26 protein-coding genes are annotated in these 26,539 nt (G+C 64.4%); 14 read left to right on the top strand and 12 right to left on the bottom strand.

Going from position 1 to position 26,539, the window contains the following annotated elements:
- Window positions 1–8 precede the first annotated feature (8 nt).
- The 3 genes from DOD19_RS01355 to DOD19_RS01345 all read left to right on the top strand — a co-directional run bounded on the left by DOD19_RS01355 (window position 9) and on the right by DOD19_RS01345 (window position 1,894).
- The gene (locus tag DOD19_RS01355) at window positions 9–428 is read left to right on the top strand and encodes a glyoxalase/bleomycin resistance/extradiol dioxygenase family protein (protein ID WP_024979101.1); all 420 of its coding nucleotides are present in this window, start codon (window positions 9–11) and stop codon (window positions 426–428) included.
- A 34-nt stretch (window positions 429–462) separates the two neighbouring features.
- A complete protein-coding gene (locus DOD19_RS01350) occupies window positions 463–1,212 on the top strand; it encodes a 16S rRNA (uracil(1498)-N(3))-methyltransferase (protein ID WP_112183660.1) in 750 nt (249 codons plus the stop codon).
- 82 nt (window positions 1,213–1,294) lie between these two features.
- Window positions 1,295–1,894 carry a YidB family protein gene (locus DOD19_RS01345; protein ID WP_024979103.1) on the top strand — a complete coding sequence of 200 codons (600 nt, stop codon included), beginning with the start codon at window positions 1,295–1,297 and terminating at the stop codon, window positions 1,892–1,894.
- A 57-nt stretch (window positions 1,895–1,951) separates the two neighbouring features.
- On the opposite strand, the gene DOD19_RS01340 is transcribed toward DOD19_RS01345, so the two are convergent.
- Window positions 1,952–2,896, bottom strand: coding sequence for a LysR family transcriptional regulator (locus DOD19_RS01340; RefSeq protein WP_112183658.1), 945 nt, complete (start codon window positions 2,894–2,896; stop codon window positions 1,952–1,954).
- 202 nt (window positions 2,897–3,098) lie between these two features.
- Here DOD19_RS01340 and DOD19_RS01335 point away from each other — a divergent pair, with 202 nt between their 5' ends.
- The 6 genes from DOD19_RS01335 to araH are packed head-to-tail and all read left to right on the top strand — an operon-like array spanning window position 3,099 to window position 10,433.
- On the top strand, window positions 3,099–4,835 hold the full coding sequence (locus tag DOD19_RS01335; protein WP_024979105.1) for an IlvD/Edd family dehydratase: 1,737 nt from the start codon (window positions 3,099–3,101) through the stop codon (window positions 4,833–4,835).
- Between the two features lie 26 nt (window positions 4,836–4,861).
- Window positions 4,862–5,803 (top strand): dihydrodipicolinate synthase family protein, encoded by a 942-nt coding sequence (locus DOD19_RS01330; protein WP_112183656.1) that lies wholly within the window; start codon window positions 4,862–4,864, stop codon window positions 5,801–5,803.
- A 2-nt stretch (window positions 5,804–5,805) separates the two neighbouring features.
- Window positions 5,806–6,744 (top strand): Gfo/Idh/MocA family oxidoreductase, encoded by a 939-nt coding sequence (locus tag DOD19_RS01325; protein ID WP_112183654.1) that lies wholly within the window; start codon window positions 5,806–5,808, stop codon window positions 6,742–6,744.
- Window positions 6,745–6,797: 53 nt separating this feature from the next.
- Window positions 6,798–7,802, top strand: coding sequence for an arabinose ABC transporter substrate-binding protein (locus DOD19_RS01320; protein WP_112183652.1), 1,005 nt, complete (start codon window positions 6,798–6,800; stop codon window positions 7,800–7,802).
- Window positions 7,803–7,859: 57 nt separating this feature from the next.
- The gene (gene araG / locus DOD19_RS01315; RefSeq protein WP_112183650.1) at window positions 7,860–9,389 is read left to right on the top strand and encodes an L-arabinose ABC transporter ATP-binding protein AraG; all 1,530 of its coding nucleotides are present in this window, start codon (window positions 7,860–7,862) and stop codon (window positions 9,387–9,389) included.
- Between the two features lie 33 nt (window positions 9,390–9,422).
- A complete protein-coding gene (gene araH, locus DOD19_RS01310; RefSeq protein ID WP_112183648.1) occupies window positions 9,423–10,433 on the top strand; it encodes an L-arabinose ABC transporter permease AraH in 1,011 nt (336 codons plus the stop codon).
- Between the two features lie 89 nt (window positions 10,434–10,522).
- On the opposite strand, the gene DOD19_RS01305 is transcribed toward araH, so the two are convergent.
- The 3 genes from DOD19_RS01305 to DOD19_RS01295 all read right to left on the bottom strand — a co-directional run bounded on the left by DOD19_RS01305 (window position 10,523) and on the right by DOD19_RS01295 (window position 14,392).
- On the bottom strand, window positions 10,523–11,146 hold the full coding sequence (locus DOD19_RS01305) for a barstar family protein (protein WP_024979111.1): 624 nt from the start codon (window positions 11,144–11,146) through the stop codon (window positions 10,523–10,525).
- The gene (locus tag DOD19_RS01300; protein ID WP_024979112.1) at window positions 11,143–11,574 is read right to left on the bottom strand and encodes a ribonuclease domain-containing protein; all 432 of its coding nucleotides are present in this window, start codon (window positions 11,572–11,574) and stop codon (window positions 11,143–11,145) included. The genes DOD19_RS01305 and DOD19_RS01300 overlap by 4 nt, the downstream gene beginning before the upstream one ends.
- Window positions 11,575–12,046: 472 nt before the next feature.
- Window positions 12,047–14,392 carry an NADP-dependent malic enzyme gene (locus tag DOD19_RS01295; protein ID WP_112183646.1) on the bottom strand — a complete coding sequence of 782 codons (2,346 nt, stop codon included), beginning with the start codon at window positions 14,390–14,392 and terminating at the stop codon, window positions 12,047–12,049.
- Window positions 14,393–14,553: 161 nt separating this feature from the next.
- On the opposite strand from DOD19_RS01295, the gene thiL reads away from it, so the two are divergent.
- The 4 genes from thiL to DOD19_RS27660 are packed head-to-tail and all read left to right on the top strand — an operon-like array spanning window position 14,554 to window position 17,027.
- A complete protein-coding gene (gene thiL, locus DOD19_RS01290; RefSeq protein ID WP_112183644.1) occupies window positions 14,554–15,639 on the top strand; it encodes a thiamine-phosphate kinase in 1,086 nt (361 codons plus the stop codon).
- Window positions 15,636–16,214: a phosphatidylglycerophosphatase A gene (locus DOD19_RS01285; protein WP_024979115.1), complete on the top strand. Its 579-nt coding sequence runs from the start codon at window positions 15,636–15,638 to the stop codon at window positions 16,212–16,214. The genes thiL and DOD19_RS01285 overlap by 4 nt, the downstream gene beginning before the upstream one ends.
- A gap of 32 nt (window positions 16,215–16,246) precedes the next feature.
- Entirely contained in the window at window positions 16,247–16,747 is a 501-nt protein-coding gene (locus DOD19_RS01280; protein ID WP_024979116.1) for a CinA family protein, read from the top strand.
- 40 nt (window positions 16,748–16,787) lie between these two features.
- Window positions 16,788–17,027, top strand: coding sequence for a hypothetical protein (locus DOD19_RS27660; protein ID WP_204360015.1), 240 nt, complete (start codon window positions 16,788–16,790; stop codon window positions 17,025–17,027).
- Here DOD19_RS27660 and pyrF read toward each other — a convergent pair.
- Window positions 17,008–17,823: an orotidine-5'-phosphate decarboxylase gene (gene pyrF, locus DOD19_RS01270; RefSeq protein ID WP_024979118.1), complete on the bottom strand. Its 816-nt coding sequence runs from the start codon at window positions 17,821–17,823 to the stop codon at window positions 17,008–17,010. The genes DOD19_RS27660 and pyrF overlap by 20 nt on opposite strands.
- A gap of 210 nt (window positions 17,824–18,033) precedes the next feature.
- Between pyrF and corA the strand changes: the two genes are divergently transcribed.
- The gene (corA, locus tag DOD19_RS01265) at window positions 18,034–18,996 is read left to right on the top strand and encodes a magnesium/cobalt transporter CorA (protein ID WP_024979119.1); all 963 of its coding nucleotides are present in this window, start codon (window positions 18,034–18,036) and stop codon (window positions 18,994–18,996) included.
- Window positions 18,997–19,008: 12 nt separating this feature from the next.
- Here the strand turns inward: corA and mtgA are convergent, their stop codons facing one another.
- The 7 genes from mtgA to mpl form a co-directional block, all read right to left on the bottom strand.
- Window positions 19,009–19,713, bottom strand: a complete 705-nt coding sequence (gene mtgA / locus DOD19_RS01260) for a monofunctional biosynthetic peptidoglycan transglycosylase (RefSeq protein WP_012436427.1) — start codon at window positions 19,711–19,713, stop codon at window positions 19,009–19,011.
- 20 nt (window positions 19,714–19,733) lie between these two features.
- Window positions 19,734–20,648: a shikimate dehydrogenase gene (gene aroE / locus DOD19_RS01255; RefSeq protein WP_024979120.1), complete on the bottom strand. Its 915-nt coding sequence runs from the start codon at window positions 20,646–20,648 to the stop codon at window positions 19,734–19,736.
- Between the two features lie 11 nt (window positions 20,649–20,659).
- Window positions 20,660–21,574: an energy transducer TonB gene (locus tag DOD19_RS01250; protein WP_024979121.1), complete on the bottom strand. Its 915-nt coding sequence runs from the start codon at window positions 21,572–21,574 to the stop codon at window positions 20,660–20,662.
- A gap of 52 nt (window positions 21,575–21,626) precedes the next feature.
- The gene (locus tag DOD19_RS01245) at window positions 21,627–23,723 is read right to left on the bottom strand and encodes an RNB domain-containing ribonuclease (protein ID WP_112183642.1); all 2,097 of its coding nucleotides are present in this window, start codon (window positions 23,721–23,723) and stop codon (window positions 21,627–21,629) included.
- Window positions 23,724–23,876: 153 nt separating this feature from the next.
- A complete protein-coding gene (locus DOD19_RS01240; protein WP_112183640.1) occupies window positions 23,877–24,455 on the bottom strand; it encodes a chorismate lyase in 579 nt (192 codons plus the stop codon).
- Entirely contained in the window at window positions 24,452–25,075 is a 624-nt protein-coding gene (locus tag DOD19_RS01235; protein WP_112183638.1) for a YqiA/YcfP family alpha/beta fold hydrolase, read from the bottom strand. Before DOD19_RS01235 ends, DOD19_RS01240 begins: the two co-directional genes overlap by 4 nt.
- 7 nt (window positions 25,076–25,082) lie before the next feature.
- Window positions 25,083–26,468 carry a UDP-N-acetylmuramate:L-alanyl-gamma-D-glutamyl-meso-diaminopimelate ligase gene (mpl, locus tag DOD19_RS01230; protein ID WP_112183705.1) on the bottom strand — a complete coding sequence of 462 codons (1,386 nt, stop codon included), beginning with the start codon at window positions 26,466–26,468 and terminating at the stop codon, window positions 25,083–25,085.
- Window positions 26,469–26,539 lie beyond the last annotated feature (71 nt).

Genomic DNA, 26,539 nt, shown 5'->3' with positions numbered 1-26,539 from the left:
AGCCCGCCATGAGCTTCCCCCGCCCCGCCAACACCCCGTGGCTTGTCCCGTACCTGACCGTGCACGACGCCTCAGCCGCCATCGCCTTCTATCGCAACGCGTTCGGTTTCGATGTGCAGGATGAAATGCACGACCATGGCCGCCCGATCCACGTCGAGATGACCTACCAGGGCCAGCTCATGCTGATGTTTGCGCCCGAAGGCGTCTTCGGCTCCACCGCCAAAGCCCCTGCCGCCGCGGGCTTTGAATGCCCGCAGAGCTTCCACCTGTATTGCAACGACGTCGACACCGCGTATCAGAACGCGCTGGACCAGGGCGCCACGTCCATCATGGCGCCGCACGATGCCTTCTGGGGCGAGCGCTACGCCGCCGTGCGCGATCCCGACGGTTATCGCTGGGGCCTCGCCTGCCGCCCGGCGGCAGCCTGATCGCCTGACCCGATTCACCACAAGGATTGCTGTCATGGGGCTTCCCCGTTTTTTCGTCGATACGCCGCTCGCCCCCAACACAACCGTCACGCTGCCCGAGGCCGTCACACGCCACATCCACGTGCTGCGGCTGGCCGTCGGCGATGACGTCTGCCTGTTCGATGGCTCCGGCCACGAATTCCGTGCTCGGCTCGCCGCCATCAACAAGCGCGATGCCACCGCCAGCCTTGCGGATGCCACACAGCCCGACACAGAGGCCCGCTACGCCATCACGCTCGCGCAAGGCATTGCCGGTGGCGACAAGATGGATTGGCTGATCGAGAAGGCCATCGAACTGGGCGTGAATGCGGTGGCTCCGCTGCAGACCGAGCGCGCCGTGGTGCGCCTCTCCGGCGAGCGTGCAGCCAAGCGCGTGCAGCACTGGCAGTCACTGGTGCAGGCCGCCTGCGAGCAATGTGGCCGAGCCCGCGTGCCGGTTGTCGCACCGGTCGCCACGCTGCGCGAATGGCTCGCCGCCGCCACGTCGACCGAGGCGCCGCGCGTGCTGCTGTCACCGCGCGGCACGCAATCGCTTACGCAATGGGCGGTGCAGTCGCGCACGCGCATCGAAGGCAGCGGCATCGTGCTGCTGATCGGCCCCGAAGGCGGTCTTTCGCCCGACGAAGAAGCGCTTGCCGAGGCTGCCGGTTTCTTACCGCTGACACTCGGGCGACGTATTCTCAGAACGGAATCGGCGGCGCTTGTTGCCGTGTCCGCGCTGCACGCCGTGCTCGGCGAGTTCTAAGTTCTGACAACGAAACACTGACCGCTTGATCCCCCCGGCGGGCCTTTCCCCCATGCCCGCCACTGACCAAAGGAGCTTCATCATGGGTCTACTCGATTCGATTCTCGGCGGCGGCAATGACGCCAGCGGTGCGCAATCGTCCTTGCTCGGCAACAAGAAGGTGTTGCTTGCCGTGGGCGTGCTGGCTTACCTGGCGATGAAGCACAAGTCGCAAGGCGCGGGCGATGCGGCCGCGCCGCAAGGGCAGGAAGATCAGGGCGGCGGCCTGTTCGGTTCGCTGGGTGGCTTGCTGGGTGCGGCAGGCGGTGCCGGCGCACTGGGCAGCCTGCTCGGCGGCGCAGGCGGAGCGGGTGGCCTTGGTGGTCTGCTCGGCGGTTTGCTGGGCGGTGGCAACGGCAATGCCGATCAGGCGGCCGTCGGAGGCCTGGGGCCGCTGCAGCAGATCCTGGAGCAAGCCGGTCTGGGCGAACAGGTCAAATCGTGGATCGGCAATGGCCAGAACCTACCGGTGTCAGGCGAGCAGATTACGCAGGCACTGAGTGGCACGGGTGCGCTGGAGGAGGTATCGAAACTGGCCGCCCACTTCGGCATCAGCGAAGGCGACCTCGCCAACCAGCTCGCCGAAGGCCTGCCCGAAGCAGTCAATCACCTCACGCCGCAAGGCGCAGTGCCGGCGGCCTGAACGTTTATCGCCGCACAGAAGAAAGCCCGCAATTGCGGGCTTTTTTTGCGCCGACGGTCAACCCTCGCCGTAGGCCGTCCGGCCCGCGTCGCGCAGCGCCTGCACCACATGCAGCGCCGCCGGAGACAACAACCGGTCCGTGCGCGTGATGATGCCGAAGTCGTCCATCTGGCACGGCATCGGCAACGGAAGAATCGCCAGCATCCGATACGACGCGTAGTACTGCGCGACGTCGGTGCCGATCACGGCCAGCATGTCGCTCTGCTCGAGGATGCGCGTCAGGAACAGCAGCGCTGAAGTTTCCACCACGCTCGACGGCGCTGTCAGGCTCTCCCGCTGGAACATCAGGTCAAACCGGTGACGCAGCACGCTGCCGATGGGCGGCACCACCCAGGTGGCCGGCTGCACATCGGCCAGCGTCAGCGATGGTTCCGCCAGCAAGGGATGCCCCGGCCGCGCCACCGCAACCACCGGCTCGTCGGCCAGCGGCTCGTAGCGCAGATGCAGTTTGTCGTGCTCAGCAAACAGGCGGCCGACCACGAGGTCGAGCTTGTCTTGCGCCAATCGCTCCAGCAACACATTGCTGCTTTCGATTTCCAGCGACACCCGCAGCCCCGGATGCTCGCGCGTGATCTGCGCCACCACCGGCGGCAGCAGCCGCACGCCCGGCGACGTGATCGTGCCCACCGCCACGTGCCCGAGGTGTCCGGCCTTGAGCCCGAGCACTTCCTCCTGGGCCTGGTCCAGGCTGCCGACCACCGCACGCGCGTGGCGGATCAGCGCATCGCCATAGCGCGTGGGCCGCATGCCGCGCGGCATGCGCTCGAACAGCTGCACATCAAGCATGGCCTCCAGCTCGCGCAGCAGCTTGGAGGCGGCGGGCTGCGTCATGTTGAGCGCGGCGGCCGCCCGGTGGATGTTGCCCTCCTCGGCCAGGGCAATCAGCAGCAGCAGTTGTCGCGTCTTCAGGCGCGCACGGACGTACCAGGGGCTGTTCGACATCGGGTCTTCCTTGAGATATCAAATTGGATATCGGTCACGGCCAATATTTCATTGGAAGGATATCAGGGCGCTCCGTACACTCGGTCCGATCAAAAAACCACAACCACACCGGAGACAACGGACGTGCCGCGCGGCCCGCAAGTGCCACGCAGCCGATCGATGCGCGCGCGCCTCGACCTCCACGTCCGTGACACACGCACCCATGTCGGAATCGAAACCCAAGCTGCGCTCGGCCCAATGGTTCGGCACCGCCGATAAGAACGGCTTCATGTACCGAAGCTGGATGAAGAACCAGGGCATCCCCGATCACGAATTCGACGGCCGCCCGATCATCGGCATCTGCAATACCTGGTCGGAACTGACGCCGTGCAATGCGCATTTCCGCAAGCTGGCGGAACACGTCAAGCGCGGCATTTACGAGGCGGGCGGGTTCCCGGTGGAGTTTCCGGTGTTCTCCAACGGCGAATCGAACCTGCGCCCGACTGCCATGCTCACGCGCAACCTCGCGGCCATGGATGTTGAAGAGGCGATTCGCGGCAACCCGATCGACGCGGTGGTGCTGCTCACCGGCTGCGACAAGACCACGCCGGCCCTGCTGATGGGCGCGGCAAGCTGCGACGTACCGGCCATCGTCGTGACGGGCGGGCCCATGCTCAACGGCAAGCTCGACGGCAAGAACATCGGCTCCGGTACTGCGGTGTGGCAGCTGCACGAATCGCTCAAGGCGGGGGAGATCGACCTGCATCGCTTCCTGTCGGCGGAAGCGGGGATGTCGCGTTCGGCCGGCACGTGCAACACGATGGGCACGGCGTCCACCATGGCATGTATGGCCGAAGCGCTCGGCACATCGCTGCCGCATAACGCGGCCATTCCGGCGGTGGATGCGCGGCGCTACGTGCTGGCGCATATGTCAGGCATCCGCATCGTCGAGATGGCGCTGCAAGGGCTGACGCTGTCCAAGATCCTCACGCGCGCCGCGTTCGAAAACGCCATCCGCGCCAACGCAGCCATTGGTGGTTCGACCAACGCCGTGATCCACCTGAAGGCGATTGCCGGGCGCATTGGCGTGCCGCTTGAGCTGGAAGACTGGTCGCGCATCGGCCGGGACACGCCGACCATCGTTGACCTGATGCCCTCGGGCCGCTTCCTGATGGAGGAGTTCTACTACGCGGGCGGCCTGCCCGCCGTGCTGCGCCGCCTGGGCGAGGCGAACCTGCTGCCGCATCCCGATGCGCTGACCGTCAACGGCAGGACGCTGTGGGACAACGTCAAGGACGCGCCCATCACCGACGACGAAGTCATCCGCCCGCTCACCAACCCGCTGATCGACGATGGCGGCATTCGCGTGTTGCGCGGCAATCTGGCGCCGCGTGGCGCGGTGCTCAAGCCATCTGCGGCGAGCCCAGAGCTGCTCAAGCATCGCGGCCGCGCAGTCGTATTCGAAAACCTGGAGCACTACAAGGAACGCATCGTTGACGAGTCCCTGGAGGTGGATGCCAGCTCCGTGCTGGTGATGAAGAACTGCGGGCCCAAGGGATATCCGGGCATGGCCGAGGTCGGCAACATGGGCCTGCCGCCCAAGCTGCTGCGCCAGGGTGTGAAGGATATGGTGCGCATTTCCGACGCACGCATGAGCGGGACCGCCTACGGGACAGTGGTGCTGCACGTGGCGCCCGAAGCTGCGGCGGGCGGCCCGCTGGCCGCGGTGCAGGACGGCGATTGGATCGAACTCGACTGCGAGGCCGGCACGCTCCACCTGGACATTGCCCCCGAAGAACTCGCGCGCAGGCTGGCGGCCTACCAGCCCCAGCGTTCGCATGGCGAGGCCGGCGGCTACCAGCGCCTGTACGTCAACCACGTGCTGCAGGCTGACGAAGGCTGCGACCTCGATTTCCTGGTCGGTTGCCGTGGCGCCGCAGTACCGCGCCACTCGCACTGAATCGACACACGCGTAGGAGACTGGCTTTGCCGATTGCTCAACCCGCCGCGCACGCACCACGCTATCGCGGCATCTTTCCGGTGGTGCCCACCACCTTCACCGAAACCGGCGAACTCGATTTGCCGAGCCAGAAGCGCGCGATCGATTTCATGATCGATGCCGGCTCGGATGGCCTGTGCATCCTGGCCAATTTTTCCGAACAGTTCTCGCTGTCCGATGACGAGCGCGAAGTGCTCACCCGCACCGCGCTGGAACACGTGGCTGGCCGTGTGCCCGTGATTGTCACCACCTCGCACTACAGCACGCAGGTCTGCGCGCAACGCGGCCGCCGCGCGCAGGACATGGGCGCCGCCATGCTGATGGTGATGCCGCCCTACCACGGCGCCACCTTCCGCGTGCCCGAAGCGCAGATCTACGAATTCTTTGCGCGCGTGTCGGATGCCGTGGGCATTCCGATCATGATTCAGGATGCGCCGGCCAGCGGCACGGTGCTGTCTGCGGCGCTCCTCGCGCGCGTGGCCCGCGAGATCGAGCAAGTGGCCTACTTCAAGATCGAAACGCCCGGTGCGGCGGCCAAGCTGCGCGAGCTGATCCGCCTCGGCGGGGACGCCATCGAAGGCCCCTGGGACGGTGAAGAAGCCATCACGCTGCTCGCCGATCTGGATGCCGGCGCCACGGGCAGCATGACCGGTGGTGCATATCCCGACGGCATTCGGCCGATCATCGAGGCGCACGCGCAAGGGCAACACGATCTCGCCTTCGATCTGTATCAACGCTGGCTGCCGCTCATCAACCACGAGAACCGGCAGGCCGGCATCCTGGCCGCCAAGGCACTGATGAAGGAAGGCGGCGTGATCGCCTGCGAGGCGTCGCGCCATCCATTGCCGCCAATGCACCCAGACACGCGCCGGGGCCTGATCGACATTGCCCGGCGGCTCGATCCGCTGGTCTTGCGCTGGGGGCGATAGCCATGCACGGTGAACGTACCCCCGTTTCGATCGGCATTGTCGGCGTTGGCAAGATCGCGCGCGATCAGCATCTGCCGGCGCTTGCCGCGCAGCCCGGGTTCAAGCTCGCGGCCTGTGCCAGCCCGCATTCACGCGTCGACGGCCTGCCGCACTACACGACGCTCGACGCCATGCTGGCAGACGAACCCGCACTGCAGGCGGTGTCGCTGTGCACGCCGCCGCAGGTGCGATTTACGCAGGCCCGCGCGGCACTCGCCGCCGGCAAGCACGTGATGCTGGAGAAGCCCCCGGGCGCCAGCGTGTCGGAAGTTGCGATCCTGGCTGAACTGGCACGGGAGCATCGCAGCACGTTATTCACCTCATGGCACTCGCGCCATGCGCCCGGTGTCGAGGCCGCACGCGAGTGGCTTGCAAACGGCGCCATCGTCTCAGTCGATGTGCAGTGGAAAGAAGATGTGCGCCGCTGGCACCCGAACCAGGCGTGGATCTGGGAACCCGGCGGTCTGGGCGTGTTTGACCCGGGCATCAACGCGCTTTCGATCCTGACCCGCGTGCTGCCGCATGCGTTCTTTCTGACGGCGGCCGACCTGTGGGTGCCCGCCAATCAGCAGACCCCGATTGCTGCCCACCTGGCATTCACCGATGCGCACGGCACGGCCATCCAGGCGGAATTCGACTGGCGCCATGACGCAGGCGAGCTATGGCAGATCGACGTGACCACGCGCGACGGCACCTTGCGGCTAGCACAAGGCGGCAAGCAATTGACCATCGACGGCGTTGAGATCGACGTCGGCCCCGAACGCGAATACCCAAGCCTGTACACACGCTTTCTCGAACTGATCGCCAGCGGCGAGAGCGATGTCGATGTCCGCCCGCTTCAGCACGTGGCCGACGCCATGCTGCTCGGTCGGCGCCATCTGATTGATCCGTTCGTGCCGTGAAGCACGCCCGATTCACGTAGTGCCATAAGAGCCATTCCAACGAGGAGACAACCATGCAACGCAAACTTCGCCGCCTGACCCTATCCGCCCTGGCAGCCACCCTGTGCCTGGGGCCGCTGGCCGCCGCCCTGCCCGCCCACGCCGACGATCCGCTCAAGATCGGCTTCCTGGTCAAGATGCCCGAGCAGGCGTGGTTCATCAACGAACAGAAAGCTGCCACCGCGCTTGGCCAGAAGGACGGCTTTTCGGTGGTGAACATCGGCACGCCCGATGGCGAGAAGGTGCTGTCCGCCATCGACAACCTGGGCGCACAAGGTGCCAAGGGCTTCGTCATCTGCGCGCCGGACGTGCGCCTGGGGCCGGCTATCTCGGCACGCGCCAAGCACTACAACATGAAGTTCGTCACGGTTGACGATCAACTCGTCGACTCGTCCGGCAAACCGCTGGCCAACGTACCGCACCTGGGCATGTCGGCATTCAAGATCGGCAACCAGGTCGGCCAGGCCATCTCCGACGAGATGAAGCGCCGTGGCTGGAAGCCCGAGGAAGTGGGCGCGCTGCGCATCACCAACTACGAGCTGCCGACCGCCAAGGTGCGCACCGACGGCGCCACGCAGACGCTGCTGGCCGGCGGCTTCAAGAAGGAAAACATCTTCGACGCGCCACAGAAGACAACCGACGACGCCGGTGGCTTCAATGCCGCGTCGCCGGTGCTGGCACAGCATGCGGGCATCAAGAAGTGGGTCATCTTCGCGCTCAATGAAGAGAGCGTGCTGGGCGGCGTGCGCGCAACCGAGCAGTTGCACATTCCGGCAGCCGATGTGATCGGGGTCGGCATCAACGGTGCCGGCGAGGCGTTTGCCGAGTTCCAGAAGAAGGAGCCGACGGGCTTCTTCGGCACGATTGCCGTCAGCTCGACCAATCACGGCAAGGACAGCGCTGCAAACCTTGTCGATTGGATCAAGACCGGCAAGCAGCCGCCAGCCGATACGCAAACCACCGGCAAGCTGATGGTGCGCAGCAATTGGCAAGAGGTCCGCAAGGAACTGGGCATTTGATGCAACGCGCGGCGCGGGCCAGTCCCGCGCCCCACGTGCATCCGCAGAGAGCAACCGATGACAGTTCAATCACTTGATGAGAGTGGCCCGCCCGACGCTTCCGCAGGCGCCTATCTGAAGCTCGACGGCATCACCGTGCGCTTTCCCGGCGTACTGGCACTCGACCACGTCTCGCTCGACATCCGCCGCGGCGAAGTGCACGGCCTGATGGGCGAAAACGGCGCGGGCAAGTCGACGCTGCTCAAGGTGCTGTCAGGCGTCAACCAGCCGGAGGACGGCACGCTGTCGCTCGACGGCGTGCCGCAGCAGTTCACGAACACCCGCGCAGCCATCGCGGCGGGCGTCGCGATCATCTATCAGGAACTGCACCTCGTACCCGAACTGACGGTGGCAGAAAACCTGATGCTCGGCGCGCTACCCAATCGCTTTGGCGTGCTCGACGAGAAGACGTTGATCGCGCGTGCGCTGCGCGAACTCGAACGGCTGGGCGAGAAGCTCGATCCGGCCCAACCCGTCAAGCATCTGTCGATCGGCCAGCGCCAGATGATCGAGATCGGCAAGGCGCTGATGCGCGACGCGCGCGTGATCGCGTTCGACGAACCGACGAGTTCGCTCTCCTCGCGCGAGACGACGCAGTTGTTCCGCATCATTCGCGCGCTCAAGGCCGAGGGCCGCGCGGTCATCTATGTCACACATCGCATGGAAGAGGTGTACGAACTGTGCGATCGCGTGACGGTGTTCCGTGACGGCCGGCATATCGACACGTTCAACGCCGGCGCGAGCCTCGACCGCGAACGGTTGATCCGCTGCATGGTCGGCCGCTCGATCCAGGACGTGTATGGCTACAAGCCACGCCCGCTCGGTGAGGTGAAGGTCGACGTGCGCGGCCTGATGGGACCCGGCTTGACCGAACCCGCATCGTTTCGCGCGCATGCTGGGGAAATCGTCGGCTTCTTCGGGCTGGTCGGCGCGGGGCGCTCGGAACTGATGAAGCTTCTCTACGGCGCGGTCAAACCCACAGCGGGCGAGGTTCACCTCAAAGGCAAGCGCGTCCAGTTCAACACGCCGCGCGATGCGGTGCGCGCGGGTGTCGCGCTCTGCCCGGAAGACCGCAAGCAGGAAGGCATCGTCGCGATCGCCTCGGTGTCGGATAACCTGAACATCAGTTGCCGGCGCCACTTCAGCCGCTTCAGCGTGCTGAACAACCGGCAGGAAGCGCGGACCACCAAGTCGTTCATCGACAAGCTCGCCATCAAGACACGCAACGGTGAAACACCCATCGGCAAGCTGTCGGGCGGCAATCAGCAGAAGGTGATCCTCTCGCGCTGGCTGGCCGAAGACATCGACGTCTTCCTGATGGACGAGCCCACGCGCGGCATCGACGTCGGCGCCCGCAGCGAAATCTACAGCCTGCTCTACGGCCTTGCCGAGGCGGGCCGCACCGTCATCGTCGTGTCGAGTGATCTGGCGGAAGTCATCGGCGTTGCCGACCGAGTGCTCGTCATGAAACAGGGCCGCATCGTCGGCGATCTGCCCAGAGAGCACGCCTCGCCCGACACCCTCATCAAACTCGCGCTGCCACGCTAGCGCGCGAATCACGCCCTCATGGAAACCGATCCTATGCAAACGCCATCCACCGAATCCGTGCCGGGCGGCCCGCCATTGGCAGCCCCGGGCATCCCCAGCCGCGCAGCCCTCACGTGGGAGCTGGTCAACCGATCGGGCATCGTCGTGGTGTTCCTTCTGCTGTTCACCGCGCTGGCGTTCACGGTGCCGGGCTTCATCAGCAGCCGCAATATCCAGGGCCTGCTGCTCTCCGTCACCTTGATCGGCTCTATCTCGGTCACGATGATGTTCGTCCTCGCACTCGGCGAGGTCGACCTTTCCGTCGCCTCCATCGTGGCGTTCGCCGGCGTGGTGGCCTCCACGCTCATCACCGCAACCCATAGCGTGGTGCTTGGCGTCGGGGCCGGCGTGCTGGCGGGCGGCTTGGTCGGGCTCGTCAACGGCGTGCTGGTGGCGCGCTACCAGATCAACTCGCTGATCGTCACGCTGGCCATGATGGAAGTCGTGCGCGGCCTCGCCTTCATCACCTCCAACGGCGACGCGGTGATGATTTCCGAAGAGAGCTTCTTCGACCTGGGCGGCGGGTCATTCCTTGGCATCTCGTACCCGATCTGGAGCAATATCGTCGGCTTCGCGCTGTTCGGTTTCCTGCTCAAGAAGACGGTGTTCGGCAAGAACGTGCTCGCCGTCGGCGGCAATGAAGAAGCCGCGCTGCTTGCCGGCCTGCCCGTGACGCGCATCAAGATCGCCGTGTTCGTCCTGCAAGGCCTGGTGACCGGTTTTGCGGGCGTGATGCTCGCCTCGCGCATGAGCCTGGGCGATCCGAAAACGTCGGTCGGGCTCGAACTGGGCGTGATCTCAGCCTGCGTGCTGGGCGGTGTTTCGCTCACAGGCGGGGTGGCAACCGTGTCCGGTGTGCTGGTCGGCGTTCTGATCATGGGGTCGGTGCAGAACGCGATGAGCCTGATGAACGTGCCGACGTTCTATCAGTACCTGATTCGCGGCGGCATTCTGCTGCTGGCGGTGTGGTTCGACCGCATTCGCCGCAACAAGCGGGTAGGCTGACACGTCGGTCGGCCTTCGCACGGCAACAAAAAAGCCCGCATTTGCGGGCTTTTTCATTCCAACGCCGATCAATCAGCGGGAAAGTCAGTTCACGCGAACGAATAGAACACGCGGAACTGAACCTTGCGCTCGCCCCAGAACTCTGCCGCGTCGCGGAACACGTCCAGCAGCACTTCGCGCGCTTCCTTGTCGAACTTGGGCTGGCACGGCAGCCCCTCGAGCACGATGACAAAACCCGGCTGCGGGCCGGCCTTGTAGATCATGTCGGTCAGGCAGTCAGCCAAGGCGTCGAAGTTCTTGCCGAAATGCTTCGGGAACAGGAACTCGCGTGCGATCACGTCGAGCACTTCGCTCTTGGTGGTCGCGGCCGCGCAGTTGGCGTACAGGAAATGCTGGCCAAGGCTGGCCGCCGACTCGGCCAGATCCGCCACGCGAAACGCGCGGATCGACTGCACGATATTCGGACGCACCGTCTTGAACAGGTTCATGGCGTCTTCGCGGCCTCCGTCGTCGTCCGTCTGAATATTGTCCTGCGTCATGATGTTCTGCGGTGCGCTTTGAGGCAACTTGGCCGCTCCCCCGACGCGTGCGCCCAGAGCTTGCATTCCGACCACACCGTCGTACAGATTTTGCGCCTTGTGCCACGCCTCGCGGGCCACGCGCTCATCGCGTGCGGTGAGCGAGTCGTCCAGCCCAAACATGTTGGTCGTCATCGCTGTATCCGTTGAAAACTGTTGTAGTGATCTTCCGTGTAGTAGCAGTCGTTGGCCGCTTGCTGATCGCCACCGCAAATAATGCGTCGGGCGCCACGGTTGCGTGCCCCTCGCGTCTTCACGGTGTACTCGTGGTAATAGCCACGCCGCTGTGCAGGCAAACGCCGTTCATAATTGCCGAACGTGGTGCCATCTTTTGCATACGGAAACGGGCCGCCCTGCTCAATCAGTGCCAGCGTGCGCTGCGCCTCGTTGGGCAGGTCTACCGGGCGAATGGTTCCCACGGCGGCAGCCATGCCGGTGGTGTCCCGAGCAACCGCATTGGCCGGCAGGCCGGCCACCGACAACGCGAGCGTTGCCATCAGCGCGCCACGCGCCATCGCCTGAGATACGGAGCGGCCGATCCACGCTCCAAGTCGCTTTGTCATCAGCAGGCCCTAACGGGAGAATCGCGCCGACCGGAGCCCGGCGCAGGTCACAAGCGCAGGTGGCCGTCCAATAACGATCCGGACAGCCGGTTTGCAGCTGAAAGCGAAGCGGCTCAATGCGTGAGAGGCCTGGCAGGGAATGACAAGTCGGGCGACTGCCGAAGACTTGGGGAATCCTTCCGCCTGCAAAAACCACCCATTGCGCGCACCGAATAAGGCGAGCCAGTCAGACGTGTGTACGGAAAACCGCATTTTTTGAAACCCGTCCGGCCCGGTTCGGACCTCATGTGCTCAGAAGCACCCCTTCAGCCCGTAAGGGTACGCTCATCAATGACAACAATCAACCGACGGTGGAAGTCTGAAGGGTTTTTTGATATAGCTATTTAGTTTGCGTAAATGTAAGTACACGCAAACTTAGTGAATAAAAAAAGGGAGCGCAGCATCGTGCGCTCCCTTTTTGGTGCAGTCGCGATCAGCGTTGCGCTTGCGCAGCGGCATCCACGACGGTCAGAGCCGTCATGTTGAGGATACGCCGCACCGTAGCCGATGGCGTGAGGATATGCACCGGCTTTTTCGCGCCCAGCAGGATCGGACCGATGGCGATGTTGTTGCCGGCGGCCGTCTTCAGCAGGTTGTAAGCGATGTTGGCGGCGTCGATGTTCGGCATGACCAACAGGTTCGCTTCGCCTTTGAGCGGCGAATCCGGCACCAGCGAGTCACGCAGCTTCTCGTCGAGCGCGGCATCACCGTGCATCTCACCGTCCACTTCCAGGTTCGGGGCACGTTCGCGCAGGATTGCCAGCGTTTCGCGCATCTTGACGGCCGAAGGCGCTTCCGAGGAGCCGAAGTTCGAGTGCGACATCAGCGCGACCTTGGGCTTGATGCCGAAGCGGCAGAGCTCCTCAGCAGCCATGATGGTGATCTCGGCGAGTTCCTCGGCAGTCGGGTCGACGTTGACATGCGTATCCGCCAGGAACACCTGGCGGCCCGGCAGAACCAGGCCGTTCATGGCCGCGTACACGCAGTTCGTGCCACCCAGGATCTGGTCGATGTAGCGCAAGTGGGCGGCCGTGTTGCTGATCGTGCCGCAGATCATGCCGTCCGCTTCGCCCTTGTGGACCATGACGGCGCCGATCAGCGTATTGCGGCGACGCATCTCCAGCTTGGCGTACTGCGGCGTCACGCCCTTGCGCGCCATCAGCTTGTAATACGTCTCCCAGTAATCGCGGAAGCGCTCGTCATGCTCGGGGTTGACCACGGCGAAGTCCACGCCTTCGCGCAGACGCAGGCCGAAACGCTCGATGCGGTGGGCGATCACGCTCGGGCGGCCGATCAGGATCGGGCTGGCGAGCTTTTCGTCCACGACGATCTGCACCGCGCGCAGCACGCGCTCTTCTTCGCCCTCGGCAAAGACGATGCGCTTGTTCTCCATCGGCACCTTGCGGGCGGCCGAGAAGATCGGCTTCATCAGCGTGCCCGAGTGGTAGACGAACTGCTGCAGATGCTGGCGGTAGGCATCCATGTCTTCGATCGGACGCTGCGCCACGCCCGAGAGCATGGCGGCCTGCGCCACGGCCGGCGCGATCTTGACGATCAGGCGCGGGTCGAAGGGCTTCGGAATCAGGTATTCGGGGCCGAACGACAAGTCCTGGATGCCGTACGCGGAAGCAACGATGTCGCTTTGCTCCTGGCGGGCCAGTTCAGCCACGGCGTGCACGGCGGCAACTTCCATCTCACGCGTGATGGTGGTCGCGCCCACATCGAGCGCGCCGCGGAAGATGAACGGGAAGCACAGGACGTTGTTGACCTGGTTCGGGTAATCCGTGCGGCCGGTGCCCATGATGACGTCGGGGCGCACTTCCTTGGCCAGTTCGGGCAGGATTTCCGGATTCGGGTTGGCCAGCGCGAAGATGATCGGCTTGTCGGCCATGCGCTTGACCATGTCCTGCTTGAGCACGCCAGCGGCGGACAGGCCCAGGAAAATGTCGGCGCCGTCGATGACTTCAGCCAGCGTACGCAGATCGGTCTTCTGTGCGAAGTGCGCCTTGTCCGGGTCCATCAGTTCGGTGCGGCCTTCGTAGACGACGCCCGCCAGGTCGGTCACCCAGATGTTTTCGCGCGTCAGGCCCAGATCAACCAGCAGGTCAAGGCAGGCCAGCGCCGCAGCGCCCGCGCCCGAGGCCACCAGCTTGACCTTCTTGATGTCCTTGCCGACGACCTTCAGCGCGTTTGTAATGCCAGCGCCCACCACGATGGCGGTGCCGTGCTGGTCATCGTGGAAGACGGGGATCTTCATGCGCTTGCGCAGTTCGCGTTCGACGAAGAAGCACTCCGGCGCCTTGATGTCTTCCAGGTTGATGCCGCCGAAGGTCGGCTCCAGCGAGGCGATGATATCGACCAGCTTTTGAGGGTCTTTTTCGTTGATCTCGATGTCAAACACATCGATACCGGCGAACTTCTTGAACAGGCCGGCCTTGCCTTCCATGACCGGCTTCGAGGCTTCCGGGCCGATATCGCCCAGGCCGAGCACGGCCGTGCCGTTGGTCACCACGCCGACGAGGTTGCCGCGGGCGGTGTAGCGGAACGAGTTGGCGACGTCTTCGACAATCTCTTCACAGGCTGCGGCAACACCCGGCGAATATGCCAAGGCGAGGTCGCGCTGGTTCGACAGCGGCTTGGTCGGCGTGACGGAAATCTTGCCCGGGGTCGGAAACTCGTGGTACTCCAGCGCGGCCTTGCGCAAGGCGGCGCGCTGCTGCGCCTTGAGTTCTTCATCCGTGCGGGCGGGCTGCTGAGGCTGGGTATCCACCGTGGTCATGGGTCTCTCGTATCGGGTGGCCAGCGCGCGCGCCGGCCGTCGCATCTAGCGGGCCACCGGGATACCCTCACGAGCGCCACGGGAATACGGTCCGCCTCCTTGGGCCCGTCATTTTATATAGTGAAAAGCGATCTCACAACGGGATTTTGGGTGGGGGTGACATGCGTATTCGCTACAATATTCCACCGCCCTGTCACGGCACCATCGGGCTTGCCCCATATCTTTCCATCGCCGCCGCCGTGCCCAAGCCCGAAAATCCCAACAACTTCGCAGATCCAGCGGCAAATTTATCCGAATTTGACCTGATCAGGCGCTATTTCACCCGGCCGACGCCAAAAGCAATATTGGGCGTGGGCGACGACTGCGCCCTCCTCGCGCCGCGCCCCGGACACGAGTTGGCGATTTCCACAGATATGCTGGTCGCCGGCCGTCACTTTTTTCCGCATGCGGAGCCGCGCGCACTTGGACATAAAGCGTTGGCTGTCAACCTGTCGGATCTGGCTGCCATGGGTGCGGAGCCGCGCGCTTTTACGTTGGCCGTGGCGCTGCCTGAAGCCAACCCTGCGTGGCTTAAACCGTTTTCCGAAGGCCTGTTCGCCCTGGCGGATGCCTTTCACTGTGAACTCATCGGCGGCGACACCACGCGCGGGCCGCTCACGCTGAGCCTGACGGTCTTCGGCGACGTCCCCACCGCTGCGGCACTACGCCGTGACGCTGCCCGGCCCGGCGATGACCTCTGGATCTCGGGCACCGTAGGCGACGCGCGGCTGGCCCTCGGCGCCCTGCGCAACGAATGGGCGCTTACGCCCGACGCACTCGGACACGTGCAGCCGCGCATGGACATGCCCACGCCGCGCGTCGCACTCGGCCTGGCATTGCGCGGTGTCGCCCGGGCAGCGCTCGACATATCAGACGGCTTGTTGGGCGATCTAGGCCACATCCTCACACAATCCCGCGTCGGGGCGACGATCACGGTCGACGATGTACCGCGCTCGGCGACGCTCGCGGCGCAGCCCCTGGCACTCCAGCTGCAATGCACGCTGGCCGGCGGCGACGACTACGAACTTTGCTTCACTGCTCCTGCCGATGCGCGCGATGCCGTGGTCGCGGCGGGGCAGCGTGCGGGTGTGGCTGTCACACGCATCGGCCGCATCGACGCCGAAACCGGCTTGCGGCTCGTCGATGCCCACGGCATGCCAGTCCTCTTCACGCACGGCAGTTTCGATCATTTCTCTTCCGCCTCATGATGTCTTCCGCTCCCTTCCCGCCCTCCAATCCGCCGGGCCAGCCTGAAACCGTCGTCCTCGAGGCGGGCCAGACCGCGCAGGTGCGGCGCCCGACGGCGCGCTTCATGTTCGGCCATCCGGCACGCATCCTGGCGCTCGGCTTCGGCTCGGGCTTGTCGCCCATCCTGCCGGGCACGGTCGGTACGCTGTACGCGTGGCTGATCTACGTGGTGTTTGCACGGTGGATTTCGGGGCCGACTTGGCTGCTGATCGCGGCGGTTGGCTTCGTGATCGGCATCTGGGCATGCGCCCGCACCGCACGCGATCTGGGCGTGGCCGATCATGGCGCCATGGTCTGGGACGAGATGGTCGCGTTCTGGCTCGTGCTAGCGTTCGTCACGCCCACCACGCTGGGCGGGCAGTTCGCCGCGTTCCTGTGGTTCCGCTTCTTCGACATGGTCAAGCCCGCGCCCATCCGCTATTACGACCGCACGCTCAAGGGTTTTGGCGTGCGCGGCGGCTATGGCGTGATGGTCGATGACATTCTCGCGGCGTTCTACACGCTGCTCGTGTTTGCGCTGTGGCGCTCGTTTTAACGTCTGACGTCAGAAGCTTCGAAGGCATTGCAATGGCTGAATCCCGCGCCCTGGCCCAACTGGCCGAACTTGTGGCTGACACGCTGAACAAGCGCAGCCTGATGATGGCGTCCGCCGAGTCGTGCACAGGTGGGCTGGTGTCTGCAGCCATCACCGATGTATCAGGCTCGTCCGCGTGGTTTGAGCGCGGCTTCGTCGTCTATTCCAACGAAGCGAAATCGCAGATGTTGGGCGTTCCGGCGGCGCTGATCCGCGAACATGGCGCCGTGAGCGAGCCCGTGGCGCATGCCATGGCCGAGGGTGCAGTGCTCAACAGCCGCGCGCAGGTGGCCGTCTCGATTACCGGTGTGGCGGGCCCAACCGGCGGCACGCCCGACAAGCCCGTCGGCATGGTGTGTTTCGGCTGGAGCAACCGCCTGCAGACGCGCGTCGAAACGCGCCACTTCAAGGGCGATCGCAAGCAGGTCCGCCTGCAGGCAGCCGAGCACGCACTGCGTGGCCTGCTCGACTTCCTCGACTCGGCTGAGTCGTGATCTAAATCTCGCTGGGATGATCCGGCCGGCGACGATCTCCGTGATCGTGTTCCGGCTGGTGCTCGTGGTCGTGCTCGTGGCGACGGTCACGATCATGATCGCGGCGCGTCGTCTCGTGCTGATGGGTGTCGTCGCGCTCTTTCTCGAGCTTGCGGTCCGGGTCCTTGCCAGTCTCTTCTCGGTGCGTACCGGCAACGGGGCGGTGCGGATGCGTGGTCATGGTGTCCTCGCTCTCACCGCAACCGGACCGACAAGGCGGATCAGTTGCGGAACTGGTTGATCTGGTCCCGAGTGGCTAGCGCCACGCGGCGCGCGGCATCGGCGAAATCGCTGTCGGTGCTGGCGTAGAGAATGGCCCGCGACGAGTTGATCATCATGCCGGTGCCGTCGGCCGTACGGCCTGCGCGCACCGTGGCTTCGATATCACCGCCCTGGGCGCCCACGCCCGGAATCAGCAGCGGCATGTCGCCGACAATTTCTCGCACCTTGGCAATCTCTTCGGGGAAGGTCGCGCCCACCACCAGGCCCATCTGGCCGCTGGTATTCCACACGTCGCGCGCACGTTCCGCCACGACCTGATAGACAGGGCGGCCGTCGGTTTCCAGAAACTGCACATCGCTGCCGCCGGCGTTCGAGGTGCGACACAGCACGATCACGCCCTTGTCGGCATGCGCGAGGTACGGCTGCATCGAGTCGAAACCCATGTACGGGCTGACGGTGACGGCGTCGGCCTGATAGCGCTCGAAGGCTTCCTTGGCGTAGTGCTCGGCAGTCGAGCCGATATCGCCTCGCTTGGCATCAAGAATGACGGGGATGCCCGGATATGCCTCGTGGATGTAGTTGATGAGCTGCTCGAGCTGGTCTTCGGCGCGCTGCGAGGCGAAGTAGGCGATCTGCGGCTTGAAGGCGCAGACCAGATCGGCGGTCGCGTCCACAATGGCGCGGCAGAACGAGAAGATCGCTCCGCCCGTGCCCGTCAGCGACGCCGGCAGGCGCGACGGGTCAGGATCGAGCCCGACGCACAGCAGGGAGTTGTTGCGCTGCCAAGCGGCAGCCAGTTGTTCGGTAAATCGCATGGTGTCGGGAATGTGAGAGCGGCCGGCCGGCCGCGTGACTTGTCTGCATTTTACCCGTCGGGCGGCCCGGTGGCGGCATCTTCCGGGCGTGGCGCCTGCCCCACGCGTGTGCGCCAAGCCACCGCTTGTGGCTGAACCTGCCGCCTCTTTACGCTACACTCGGCGCGATTTTTTCGCCGCCCGTTCAACGCCTGCTTCAAGGAAACACCCATGATCAACCTGTTCGTCGTGCAAAAAGGCCGTCTCGCGCAGGAACAGGTCGAAGAACGCAGCGAACTCCTGCAGCATAAGCCGATCTGGATCGACGTGATCGACCCCGACGACGAAGAGCTGGCGTGGATCAAGGAAGCCTACGGCGTGGTCCTGCCCGAACTGGAGCAATTGGGAGACCTGGAAGCCTCAGCCCGCTACTTTGAAGGCGAGGACGGCCACATCCACATCCGCACCGATTTCCTGCTCGACGAAGAAGCCACCTCCCGTAACGTGCGCGTGGCCTTCGTCTTGACCAAGGATGTGCTCTTCTCCATCCACGACGAGGATTTGCCCGCATTCCGGCTGGTGCGCATGCGTGCGCGGCTTCGCCCGGGCTCGGTGCGCAACGCCAAAGATGTGCTGATGGATCTGTACGCCACCGACGCAGAATACTCGGCCGACTCCATCGAAGAAGTCTATGAACGCCTGGAAGATGCCAGCAAACGCGTGCTGGCCGATGAGGTGACCGACGCCGCCGCCGCCGATGTGCTGGAGATCATCGCCCGCGTGGAAGACTTGAACGGCCGGATCCGCCGCAACGTGATGGATACGCGCCGCGCGGTGTCGTTCCTGCTGCGCAGCCAGTTGCTCTCGGCTGACCAGCAGGACGAAGCGCGCCAGGTGTTGCGCGACATCGATTCCATCGAGAACCACACGGCATTCCTGTCGGACAAGGTCAACTTCCTGATGGACGCCACGGTCGGCTTCATCAACATCAACCAGAACAAGATCATCAAGCTGTTCTCGGTGGTGTCGGTGGCGCTGATGCCGCCCACACTGATCGCCTCGATCTACGGCATGAACTTCAAGGTGATGCCGGAGCTGGACTGGGCAGAAGGCTACCCATACGCGATCGTGATGATGGTGGTGTCGGCGGCGATTCCGCTGGTGTACTTCCGCCGCAAGGGCTGGCTGAAGTAGCCCTACGTCAGGTCAATCCGGCAGCGTGGCCGAGCCCATGCGGTTGGCGATTACGGTGGCCTTGCGTGTGAAGTTGACGTGCACGTTGGCGCAGTAGCTCTTCTTGTCGAAGCACTTCGGCGCGGGCAACGCTGCAGCCAAGCGGGCCGCCTGACCTACGGTGAGCTGCGAGGCCGGGCGCTTGAAGTAGTGCTGCGCTGCCGCTTCGGCGCCGAATACGCCTTCGCCCCATTCCACCGAATTCAGATAGATCTCGAGAATGCGTTCCTTGTCGAGCCAGAACTCAAGCATCCACGTGATGACGAGTTCTTCACCCTTGCGCAGATAGTGGCGCTCGCCCGAGAGGAAGAGGTTCTTGGCCAGTTGCTGCGTGATGGTCGAACCGCCCGCGACCACGTGGCCGCGCCGCTTGTTTTTCTCCCACGCGTCGAGCATGGCGTCGACTTCCCAGCCGCTGTGCGAGACAAAATCTGCGTCTTCACTGGCGATGACCGCACGCTTGAGGTTGCGTGATATCTGGTCGTAATTGACCCAGCGGTGGTCGACCTTGCAGGTAAAGACGTTGGCGCCGCACAGGCGCATGCGCTCGGCGCGCATGAAGCTGGTAGACGACGGATCAAACACCTGCCAACTCGCGATGGCGGCAAAGAAGTACAGGTTGAGCGCGACCACGCCCGCGACGAAGCAGCCGATCACGTAGCCGAACCAACGCATCATCGCGGGACTCCGCTCCAGGTTCAGCGAGGCGCGCGAGCCGCGACCGCGGCTTCGCCCTGCAACCCCTCGCGCATGGCGAGCAGCACCGGAGCGGTGTCCGGACGCACGTTGCGCCAGACGAAGAACGATTCCGCCGCCTGCTCCACCAGCATGCCCAAGCCGTCCCATGCGCGGGCGCCGTTGCGCCGGGCGAACTCCATGAATACCGTCGGCCGCGGTCCGTACATCATGTCGTAGGCCAGTGCGTTGGGGCCAAACACCGTGGTCGGGATCGGCGGCACTTCGGCCTGGAGGCTGCTCGCCGTAGCGTTGATGACGACGTCGAAAACGTCGTCCGCAGCAAGCTCGTCATAACCGCCGCCCACGAGTTCGACCTCGTGCAGCTTGGCCGAGACCTCGAAGCGCTCGACCAGCTTGTTGGCGCGGTCGGCCGTGCGGTTGGCAATAAACACGCGCGCGGGCTTGTGTTCCAGCAGCGGCAGCAGCACGCCACGCGCCGCACCGCCCGCGCCCAGGAGCAGCACGCGTTCGCCTTCGAACGAGTTGCCGATGTTGTGGGTGATGTCGCGCATCAGGCCGACGCCGTCGGTGTTGTCGCCAAAGATCTCTTCGCCGTCGAACTTGAGCGTGTTGACCGCGCCGGCAGATTCCGCCCGCAGCGACAGCGACGTCGACATGGCATACGCATCGAGCTTGAACGGCACCGTGACGTTGAGCCCACGCCCGCCTTCGCGCACGAAGGCCATCACGGTTTCGTCAAACGCGATCAGCTCCGCATAGATGCGGTCGTAGCGGATGAGCTGCCCGGTCTGCTGCGCAAACGCAGCGTGGATGGTGGGCGACTTGCTGTGCGAGATCGGGTTGCCGATCACGCCATAGCGATCTGTGGGCGGCGCGCTCGCAGCTGCGAGGATGGCCTCTTGAAACGACGACATGGACGACGAAATCAGCGGGTCTGCAGGTGGGTTTCCAGGCCTGCTCGGGTGAACTTGAAGGTGGCAACGACATCTTGGATGTCGACGCGCTTGCGCATCTCGGCCGGGAAGCCGCCAAACGGTGAAGACGAACGCACGATTGCGACGGCCTGCCGATCCAGCACGGGGTTGCCCGAGCTTTTGGCGATCTCGATGCCTTCGATCTTGTAGCCGTCCTGGTTGTAGCCAAGCTGGCCTTCGCGGTTGATGCTGATCACCACGATCAACTCGCCGTACAGCGGGCGGCCGTTCTGGCTGGGAAAGTTGGCGGTGCCGCGCGCTTCGATCTTGCGGCGCACGGCATCGTAGTAGCGGGCGTAATCGACCTGACGCGCGCTGGCGGCCGTCAGCACATTGCGGCGCGGGCGCTTGGCGTAGTTTTCGAGGTTGCGGTCAATCTCGGCCTGCAGACGGGCGATTTCGTCTTGCGTGGTGCGGTCGTCGGTACCATTGGTGGGCGATGGCTGCGGACGCTCGCCGGGCTTGACCTGACGATCGTTGACCAGCGGTGCGCGGTCAGTCGATTGCGTGAGCAGGCGACGCTGCTCTTGCTCAAGATATTCAACGCGGCGCTGCGTGAGCTTGATGGCATCGCCGGTCTGCTCGTTGGTGTCGGCGGGCAGCGGCGTGGTGGCGCGCTGTTGGTCGTATTCACCACCGCCGTTCAGGTTGACCTGGGCTACAGCCGTCGCCTTGGACGGCGCCGTCGACGACTTGGCGTTCACCAGCACCACATCCAGGCCCGGATCTTCGCGCTTGATATCGAACGCCTCGGGGGCCACCACACGCACGAACAGCAGCAGAACATGCACGGCCAGCGACACCACCAGTGCCTTGGTGAGCGTGCTGCTGCCGGACCAGTCCGGACGGTTTGCAAGGGCGGCCATGGGGCGATTCCTGGTCGATGCGCGAAGAATGAAGGTCAGGTTGCGATTGTAGTTAGGCAGGGCCAGGCGTTCCACCGCTCTCGCCGTCTTGCGGCGGCGGCGCCACAGCAGCGTCGGCTTCTGCGCGAGCCTCTTCCTCATCGGCCGCCGGTTGTGGTTCAGCCGGCACATCCGCTTCGTTCTCTGCCTCGGCCAGTTCCTCTTCGATGGCTTCGGCTTCAGCTTGCGCGTCCGTCGCGGGTGTAAGGATTTCGACCACGCGGCACGATACTTCCAGGCTGATCTCGTCGGTGTCCAGGATATCGAGCACGACATGCGTGCCGCGTGGCGTTTGCGCCAGTTCCGGCACCTTCGTCACCAGCGGAATATCGGCGAAGCGCACGGCGCCTTCCTTGAGCACCACGGCCTGCATGCGCGTGCGATTTTCCTGCTTGAGCCAGCGCAGGCACCAGTAGCGCTCCATGGTCGACTGATGGTCGGCATAGGCAGCGTAGGTGGCCTCGAAGTCGGCCACGGCAGCCAGCAGGTCGGCATCTTTGGGCTTGAACGGCGCGATCAGCTTGGCTGTCACGCCGTGCTGCGCCACCGCGGCAATCTGCCATTGGTTGACCAGATCGACATAGCGGCGCAGAGGCGAGGTGCTCCACGCGTACTGCGCCACGCCCAGGCCTTCATGCGGCGCCGGATACGTCTGCATGCGCGTGCGGTGCATGCCCCACGCCTTCTGCGTGCGATAGATGCCCGGCACCCCGGCGTCGGCCAGCATGCGGCCCCACGTGCTGTTGGCCAGGATCATCAGCTCGGCAACGATCTTGTCCAGCGGCGAGCCGCGCTTGCGCTGTTCGATCCGCACGCGCTCGCCGCCGCCTTCCGCTTCCGGAATCGCATCGATGTAGAACGAATAATCGCCCTTCTGCGCGCCCTCGGGCTTCAGGCCGCTGGCGATGCGTGCCTGCTGGCGACCGTCGTACAAGGCGCACACAAACGGCCACAACACCGCCAGTTCGGCCTTGAACGGGTAGTCGCCCGAGCCATCGGCCAGCGCGTCGGCGGTGATCACGTCGTCGAGCAGGTTGTGGCGCAGGTTGGCGGCCACGGTCACGGATTCGCAGCGCGTTTCGCTGGCGGTGACCGTCCAGGTGGCGCGGTCGACCGTCGCATACAGGGACAGCGCCGGGCACGCGCGCCCTTCCTGCAGCGTGTAGCGATCCACCACCGACTCCGGCAGCATCGTGATCTTGTCGCCGGGGAAATACACGGTCGACAAGCGCTGGCGTGCAATCACGTCCAACGGTTCGCCGCGCTGGATGCCAAAGCCCGGCGCGGCAATATGGATGCCGATGCGCACGGTGGCGTCATCAATCGGGGTTACGGAGATGGCGTCGTCGATTTCCGTGGTGGTCACGTCGTCGATCGAGAAGGCGCGCACGTCGGCGGCCGGCAACTCCATCGCCGGTTCCGGCACGGTCACATCGGGAAAGCCGGTGCCCTTCGGAAAGCATTCCGACAAAAAGCGCGCCTCGTGCAGCGCGCGGGCGTTGGCGATGCCGCCCACCGCCACCATCAGGCGCATCGGCGACAGGCCCAGCGCCGTGCACGCCGCGTCGAGCGCCTTGTATTCGAGACTGTTCTTGTCCGGTTTGAACAGCAGTTGCAGCGTCTTCCCGCGGAAGGCCTCGGGCAGGCGCATCGCCTTCAACTCGGTTTCGTATTCGGCCTGCAGTGCGGCTTGCTGCTTCTTGCGCTCCAGGCCCGCGAGCGCGGCTTTCAGTTGATCTTCGGGTGCGCGCTGGTAGCGGCCGCGGCCCTTGCGGCGGAAGTAGATCGGCGAGCCATGCAGCGCGATGGCCAGCGCGGCCTGCTGCGTGGCATTGGCGCCAGCGCCAAAGTATTCCCCGGCCAGATCGGTAAAACCGAATTCATCGGCCGAAGCGCATTCCCAGAGGAAATCCAGGTCGATCTCTGCTGACAGAGCCTGGGCGGCCTGCGACAGCTCCCCTGCGGACGGCTGCGCGAATTGCAGCAACACGTCGCGCGATTTGACCTTGGTGCGCTTGGCGCTCGGCAACTCGACCTGATAGGCCTCGCCCTGTTGGGACAAGACGGTGCCCGCGCGGATCTCGCCGCCTTCTTCAAACAGCAACTGCATGGATTTGTATGGATTGCGGCACTCGCACGACCGAGCATCGCTTTGAATGAGATGGAATGGCCGCGCACCCTGACGTCACAACGTAATACGCGGCGATAAAAAGTTGGGGGCGATGATACCGCACTGGCTCAACGCCTGGCCCGCCAAATACGCTTAACGCGGCGGCTGGAAGCCAGCCAGCGCGGGCAGGAAAACCTCCGTCACCAGCATCGCGCTCGCGCCACGCCGGAACACCGATCTGCGGGCCGGCAACCGGGCGGTGCCGGCAACAGGCGCATCGCCCAGTGCCCCGTGCGCACGGCGCACCAGCGGGTGGCGCGCGTCCAGCAAGGCGAATTCGAAGTCTCCGCGCTCGACACGCGGATCGGCAAACAGCGAGTGCCCCAGCGGCTGCGTCCCCAGCGCTTTCAGGAACGGCCAGTCAAGCGCCACGCTGCGCGGATGCACGATGGTGTGGGCATAGACCACCGGGATATCGTCGCAGATCAGCAAAACCTCGCGGACCAGCGTATCGGCAGGGCCGGCCATGCCGAGACAACGCCACTCGTCTCGCAATGGCATCGCCCGCCGCTGGCCGAGTAATTGAACGCGGAAGCGCGACGATGCCGCACGAAGCCGCGCAGTCAGCGAGTCGGCGCCGACTGCCCAGCGCGCCCAGTGCCGGTCATAGACCACAGCCGGGGGCAACGCGCTGCGCCAGAGGCTGCGCGGGTAAGACGGGGAATCGGTCATGCGGCGCTAAACGGATGCGCGGCCAACAGGTCGGCGGGAACGCCGCAGAAGACGAGCACTTCGTCCATGTACTGGGCGAAATCGCTGATGCCATGGTCGCCGCCCTCGATGATGCGGGTGGTCGCGCCAGGAAAGTGGCCAAGCATTTCACGGTAGTCGAGCACCTCATCGCCGGTCGCGGCGAGCAGGTAATAGCGCTCGGGTTGCGTGATGGCGGACACGGCGAGCGCTTGCAGCTCGTCCAGGTGATGCGGCTCGACGCGGATCGTGCCACCGCCATGCCACAGCGGCTGTTCGCCGACGTATTTGGCGAGATCCCGCTCTGGGCGGGTAGCGGGATTGAGCATTGCCGCGCGAAGCCCATGCCGCTCAGCCAGCCAAGTGGCGTAAAAGCCCCCCAAAGAGGAGCCGATAAGCACAGGTTTGATGCCGTCACGCGCACCCAACTCAGCGATCAGCGCCTCCATTTCGGCCATCGCTGCGCTGGGGGATACAGGCAATGTCGGGCAAACGTATTGATCTGCCAGCCCCACGGAAGCCATCCGCTTGGCCAACAACTGCGCTTTGAACGAGCGGGGCGACGAACGGAATCCGTGCAGGTAGATGATGGATGCCGGCATATACAGATCAGCTGGCGGTACCGACGCGTTCAGCCAAGGCGTTCAGCAGCTTCTGATGTACGCCGCCGAATCCGCCGTTGCTCATGACAAGGACATGGTCGCCTGGGCGCGCTGTAGCAGTGACGTCTGCGACTAGAGCGCCTAGATCAGAGAATGCCTTCGCGCGCTCCCCCAGCGGCGCCAACGCGCCAGCCAGATCCCAACCGATTGCATCGCGGCCATCGGCTGCCCCGTAAGCGAAGACTTGATCGGCTCCAGACAAGCTGTCCGGAAGCGCCTGTTTCATCACACCCAACTTCATGGTGTTTGAACGCGGCTCCAGTACCGCGAGAATGCGCCCCCTCCCTACGCGACGGCGCAGTCCCTCGATCGTCGTGCGAATGGCGGTCGGATGATGGGCAAAGTCGTCGTAGACGGTCACGTCATTGACGGTGCCGCGTACTTCCATACGGCGTTTCACATTTTCGAAACGAGCCAGGCTTTCAATGGCTTGAGCAGGCGACACGCCGACGTGACGAGCGGCGGCAATCGCCGCCAGCCCGTTCATGCGGTTGTGATCGCCCTGAAGCGCCCAGCGGACCCGACCCTGCGGTTGGCCATTGAAAACCACGTCGAAGCTATCGTCTTCACCCAGGTTCGCGATTTCCCAACCAAGGTCGCCTTCTGCGCCGAATTGCTCGACTTCCGACCAACATCCGCGCTCAAGTACACGCTTCAGACTATCTTCGCGACTATTGACGAGCAGGCGGCCTTGACCGGGCACGGTGCGCACCAGGTGGTGAAATTGGGTTTCGATTGCCGCAAGATCGGGAAAGATGTCGGCGTGATCGAACTCCAGGTTATTCAATATGGCAGTACGGGGGCGGTAATGGACGAACTTGCTGCGCTTGTCGAAGAAGGCCGTGTCGTACTCGTCGGCCTCGATGACGAAGAAGTCGGATTCCGTGAGCCGCGCCGACAGCCCGAAGTTGCACGGCACACCGCCCACCAGGAAGCCAGGGTTATAGCCTGCGTCCTGCAGAATCCAGGCGAGCATCGACGTGGTGGTCGTTTTGCCATGCGTGCCTGCCACGGCAAGCACCCATTTCTGACGCAGGACGTTGTCACCCAGCCATTGCGGGCCGGAAATGTAGGGCAGATTGCGATCCAGGATGGCTTCCATCAGCGGATTGCCACGGGAGATCACGTTGCCGATGACGTACAGATCGGCGCCGATGGAGAGCTGTTCGGGGTCGAAGCCCTCAATCAGCTCGATACCTTGCGCTTCGAGCTGGGTGCTCATCGGCGGGTAAACGTTGGCGTCGCAGCCGGTGACGCGGTGACCGGCCTGGCGGGCAATCAAGGCAATGCCGCCCATGAAGGTGCCGCAGATTCCAAGGATGTGGATATGCATGGGAGCCATCTCAACTTCGTTGCGCCGCATTGTACCTGCGGCTTCAGGCCGGCCCGCGCGCTTCAGTAAAA

Source organism: Ralstonia sp. GX3-BWBA, from assembly GCF_003290055.1.
Lineage (GTDB): Bacteria > Pseudomonadota > Gammaproteobacteria > Burkholderiales > Burkholderiaceae > Ralstonia > Ralstonia holmesii.
This window is presented reverse-complemented; position numbering and strand designations above follow the sequence as displayed.

Excerpts from the sequence above, each read along its gene's own strand:
- DOD19_RS01300 (WP_024979112.1), bottom strand. The coding sequence starts at position 11,574 with ATGACAAAGCGACTTGGAGCGTGGATCGGCCGCTCCGTATCTCAGGCG.
- aroE (WP_024979120.1), bottom strand. The coding sequence starts at position 20,648 with ATGTCGTCGTTTCAAGAGGCCATCCTCGCAGCTGCGAGCGCGCCGCCC.
- DOD19_RS01280 (WP_024979116.1), top strand. The coding sequence starts at position 16,247 with ATGGCTGAATCCCGCGCCCTGGCCCAACTGGCCGAACTTGTGGCTGAC.
- mpl (WP_112183705.1), bottom strand. The coding sequence starts at position 26,468 with ATGCATATCCACATCCTTGGAATCTGCGGCACCTTCATGGGCGGCATT.
- corA (WP_024979119.1), top strand. The coding sequence starts at position 18,034 with ATGATCAACCTGTTCGTCGTGCAAAAAGGCCGTCTCGCGCAGGAACAG.
- DOD19_RS01320 (WP_112183652.1), top strand. The coding sequence starts at position 6,798 with ATGCAACGCAAACTTCGCCGCCTGACCCTATCCGCCCTGGCAGCCACC.
- DOD19_RS01345 (WP_024979103.1), top strand. The coding sequence starts at position 1,295 with ATGGGTCTACTCGATTCGATTCTCGGCGGCGGCAATGACGCCAGCGGT.
- DOD19_RS01355 (WP_024979101.1), top strand. The coding sequence starts at position 9 with ATGAGCTTCCCCCGCCCCGCCAACACCCCGTGGCTTGTCCCGTACCTG.
- mtgA (WP_012436427.1), bottom strand. The coding sequence starts at position 19,713 with ATGATGCGTTGGTTCGGCTACGTGATCGGCTGCTTCGTCGCGGGCGTG.
- DOD19_RS01340 (WP_112183658.1), bottom strand. The coding sequence starts at position 2,896 with ATGTCGAACAGCCCCTGGTACGTCCGTGCGCGCCTGAAGACGCGACAA.
- thiL (WP_112183644.1), top strand. The coding sequence starts at position 14,554 with ATGCGTATTCGCTACAATATTCCACCGCCCTGTCACGGCACCATCGGG.
- DOD19_RS01335 (WP_024979105.1), top strand. The coding sequence starts at position 3,099 with ATGTCGGAATCGAAACCCAAGCTGCGCTCGGCCCAATGGTTCGGCACC.
- DOD19_RS01305 (WP_024979111.1), bottom strand. The coding sequence starts at position 11,146 with ATGACGACCAACATGTTTGGGCTGGACGACTCGCTCACCGCACGCGAT.
- DOD19_RS01350 (WP_112183660.1), top strand. The coding sequence starts at position 463 with ATGGGGCTTCCCCGTTTTTTCGTCGATACGCCGCTCGCCCCCAACACA.
- DOD19_RS01245 (WP_112183642.1), bottom strand. The coding sequence starts at position 23,723 with ATGCAGTTGCTGTTTGAAGAAGGCGGCGAGATCCGCGCGGGCACCGTC.
- pyrF (WP_024979118.1), bottom strand. The coding sequence starts at position 17,823 with ATGCGATTTACCGAACAACTGGCTGCCGCTTGGCAGCGCAACAACTCC.
- araG (WP_112183650.1), top strand. The coding sequence starts at position 7,860 with ATGACAGTTCAATCACTTGATGAGAGTGGCCCGCCCGACGCTTCCGCA.
- DOD19_RS01240 (WP_112183640.1), bottom strand. The coding sequence starts at position 24,455 with ATGACCGATTCCCCGTCTTACCCGCGCAGCCTCTGGCGCAGCGCGTTG.
- DOD19_RS01250 (WP_024979121.1), bottom strand. The coding sequence starts at position 21,574 with ATGGCCGCCCTTGCAAACCGTCCGGACTGGTCCGGCAGCAGCACGCTC.
- DOD19_RS01235 (WP_112183638.1), bottom strand. The coding sequence starts at position 25,075 with ATGCCGGCATCCATCATCTACCTGCACGGATTCCGTTCGTCGCCCCGC.
- DOD19_RS01295 (WP_112183646.1), bottom strand. The coding sequence starts at position 14,392 with ATGACCACGGTGGATACCCAGCCTCAGCAGCCCGCCCGCACGGATGAA.
- DOD19_RS01325 (WP_112183654.1), top strand. The coding sequence starts at position 5,806 with ATGCACGGTGAACGTACCCCCGTTTCGATCGGCATTGTCGGCGTTGGC.
- DOD19_RS01285 (WP_024979115.1), top strand. The coding sequence starts at position 15,636 with ATGATGTCTTCCGCTCCCTTCCCGCCCTCCAATCCGCCGGGCCAGCCT.
- araH (WP_112183648.1), top strand. The coding sequence starts at position 9,423 with ATGCAAACGCCATCCACCGAATCCGTGCCGGGCGGCCCGCCATTGGCA.